General features: G+C 64.1%; 1 protein-coding gene. It reads left to right on the forward strand.

Annotated elements, in window-relative coordinates:
• Positions 1-57 precede the first annotated feature (57 nt).
• On the forward strand, positions 58-3,782 hold a 3,725-nt coding region (locus tag ACESLR_RS03025; protein ID WP_373066634.1), incomplete at its 3' end, for a PAS domain S-box protein.

Raw genomic sequence — 3,782 nt, forward strand, 5'->3', positions numbered from 1 at the left:
CACGGCCCGGACCCGTTTGTACTCCCCGCAAACCCGAGCCGCACGCCGGTCGTCCATTTGGTCGAGGATGACCTCGAACAGGCCGAGTATCTGGCTCGGGTTCTGCGCGATGATGGCTATCAGGTCAAGGTCTTTACCATTCTGGAGGACTTTCGCACGGCGTTCGCAGAAGACGACTTGCCCGCCGTGGTCGTGCTGGACATGGTCTTCCCCGAGGGCGACAACGCCGGGGCCGAGCTGCTGGCGGAACTCCAGGCGCAGCAGGAACATTGTCCGCCGGTGGTGTTCGCCTCGCTGCGGGACGATCTGGACGCACGTCTGGCCGCCTACCGGGCCGGGGCCAGCCGTTACCTCCTCAAGCCGCTGGACCCGCGGGTGCTCGTCGACGTGCTGGATATCCTCACCGCCCGTGTTCCCGTGGAACCCTATCGGGTGCTGCTGGTCGACGACGATCCCTTGCTGCTGGAGGCCGAGGCGGCCGTGCTGCGGGCCGCCGGCATGACCGTGCAGGCGCTGACACAGCCGCGCGATGCCCTCGATGTCCTGGATGACTTCCGACCGGACGTGGTGGTGCTGGATGTCTATATGCCCGATGTCAGCGGCCCCGAGGTGGCCGCCATCCTGCGCGAGCGCGATGATTCTCTGACGCTTCCGATCCTGTTCCTGTCTGCGGAGACGGACAAGGACAAGCAATTAGCGGCCCTTGGCCTTGGCGGCGACGATTTCCTGGTCAAACCGATTCAGGCTGAACATCTGGTTGCCGCCGTCACCGCCCGGGCGCGGAGGGTTCGCCAGAGCGCATCGCTGCAACGTCGACAGCAGGACTTGTCGTACGAACGGGAACGCGAACACCTTGCCCTGGATCAGCACGCCATCGTGAGTATCGCGGATGTCGCGGGCAACATCATCTATGCCAACGACAAGTTCTGCGAGATCAGTGGCTACGAGCGCGCAGAACTGATGGGCCAGGACCACCGCATGCTCAAGTCGCAGGAGCACCCGCCGGCGTTCTACGAGGCCATGTGGGAGACGATCTCGTCGGGACAGGTCTGGCATGGCGAGATCTGCAACCGGGCGAAGGATGGTTCGTCTTACTGGGTGGAATCGACCATTACCCCGTTTCTGGACAAGCACGGGCTGCCCTACCAGTACGTCTCGATCCGTACCGACATCACGCGCATCAAGGCGGCCGAAGCCGCGCAGCGCGCGCAGAATGCCATGCGCACAGTGGTCGGCGAGGCCGCGGCCGACTTGCTGGCGGCTGGCGCCGAATCGCTGGATGCAGCCATCGATCAGACCCTGTGCCGGATCGGCATGCATCTGGGCGCCGACTGCGCCTATTTATTCCAGTTCTCGGAAGATGGTGCGCGCATGAGCAGCAGCCACGAATGGTGCGCTCCCGGTGTGGACCGCAAGAAGGAGGATCTGCAGGACATCCCGCTGACGGCGGTTCCCTGGTGGCGGGATCGGCTCCTGCGCGACGAGCCGGTGATTGTTTCCGACGTGGCCGCACTGCCGCCCGAGGCGGCGGCGGAGAAGGCCATGTTCGAGTCCATGGGCATCCGGTCCTTTACGGGGTTTCCGATCCGGCGCGGCGGGAAGAGCCTGGGATCCATCTGCTTCCATCATCGGGTTGGCACCCATCTGGAATCGATGAGCCAAGATCTGCTGGGTCTGCTCGCCGGACTGGTGGGCAGCGCACTGCTTCGTGCCGCGGTCGATCGGGAGATCCGGGAGCAGCAGCGTTTCACCCAGGATGTGCTGGATTCGGTATCCGCACACATCGCCGTGCTGGACCGGGAGGGCGTGATCGTCGCGGTCAACGAACCCTGGCGGCGCTATGCAGCGGAGAACGCACCCGAGGCAGCTGACGCGGATCGCGGTGACGATGTCGGTACCAACTACCTCGCTATCTGTCGGCAGGCCGAGGACACCACGGAGCCGAAGGCCAGTGACGTGGCCAGAGGGATCGAGGGCGTCATCGAAGGGTGCTTGCCCCATTTTCGGCTCGAGTATCCCTGCCATTCGCCCACCCGGGCTCAGTGGTACGAAATGACGGTGCTGCCATTGACGCACAATGGTGGTGGCGTCGTGGTGAGTCACGCCAATATAACCGAGCGGAAATTGGCCGAGCAGGCGGCGGAGACCGCGAAGGAGCGCCTGCGCCGGGGGCAGGTGTTCGCCAATGTCGGCACCTGGGAATGGAACATGGTTACGGACGAGTTGTACTGGACCGAGCGCATCCCGCCGTTGTTTGGCTATTCCGAAGGCGAGCTTGAGACCTCCTACGACAATTTTCTTGCCGCCATCCATCCGGAAGACCGCGACGCGGTGAGTGCCGCGGTAAACGCCTGTGTGGCGGACGACGTGCCCTACGACATCGAGCATCGCGTGGTGTGGCCGGACGGCACCGTGCGCTGGCTCCTGGAGCGCGGTGCCGTGGTGCGCGACGCCGGTGGCAAGCCGTTGCGCATGCTGGGGGTGGTCCAGGACATCGATGGCCGCAAGCGTGCCGAAACGGCCCTGGCGGAGCGCGAGCGGCAACTCCTGGAGGCGCAAGCCCTGGCATCGCTCGGAAACTGGCGGGCCGATCTGGTCAGCGGCGAGTTGTTCTGGTCCGACGAGATCTACCGTATCTTCGGCCATGAACCCGGCGGCATTACCCCGAGCATCGAGGTGTTTCATGCAGCCGTTCATCCGGATGACCGCCAGTTGGTTCGCGACAGCGAACTGGAAGCCGAAAGAACTGGCCGCCACGATATCGTGCACCGTATCGTCCGGCCCGACGGCGCCATCCGCCACGTTCACGAACTCGCGCAAGCGGAATTCGATGCCGATGGCCACCTGATTCGCCTGACGGGGACAGTGCAGGACGTGACCGATCGGGTCGAGGCCGAACAGCGCGTGCGCGAGAGCGAACAGCGTTTCGCCTTCGCCGTGGAGGGGGCTGGCGATGGCGTCTGGGACTGGGACGTCGCAACAGGCCGCCTGCTGTTGTCGGGCTATTACGAGCCCATGCTGGGCTACGAGACTGGCGAGATGGAGCCCCGTATCGAGGCCTGGAAAACCACGGTTCATCCCGATGACCTGGAGCGGGTGCTCCAACGGCTCAACGACTACCTCGAGGGTCGCAGCGATCGATACAGCGCGGAGTTGCGGCTGCGCTGCAAGGACGGCAGCTATAAATGGGTGCTGTGCCGGGGCACGGTGGTGGAACGCGATGCCCGGGGTAATCCGGCCCGCCTGATCGGTATCCACAGCGACATTGACGCGCGCAAGTCCGCCGAGGAGACCCTGCAGATCTTCAAGCATGTGGTCAATTCCGTGCTGGATGGCGTGCTGGTGATCGACCCGGAGGGCGTGATCCGGCTGGCCAGTCCCGCGGTCAGGGCCATCTTTGGTTACGACCCGCAGGATGTGGTGGGCAACAATGTGTCCATGCTCATGCCGGAACCGGTGCGCTCGGAACACGATGGCTACCTGCAGCGGTATCTGGCCAGCCGTGAAGCGCACATCATCAATCGAATCGTTGAAGTGACCGGACAAAGGGCCGATGGCGCCGAGTTTCCGCTCGAGGTCTCGGTCAGCGAAATTGATATCGCGGAGCAGCAGTACTTCGTTGGCCTGCTCCGCGATATCAGCGACCGCAAGCGCTCTGAAGAGGCGTTGATCGCCGCGCGCGAGGAAGCCGACCGTGCCAATCAGGCCAAGTCCGAGTTTCTCTCGAGCATGAGCCACGAACTCCGGACGCCAATGAACGCGATCCTCGGGTTCGGCCAGTT

Origin of the sequence: Thioalkalivibrio sp., from assembly GCF_041685615.1 — a bacterium.
Taxonomy (GTDB): Bacteria; Pseudomonadota; Gammaproteobacteria; order Ectothiorhodospirales; family Ectothiorhodospiraceae; genus Thioalkalivibrio.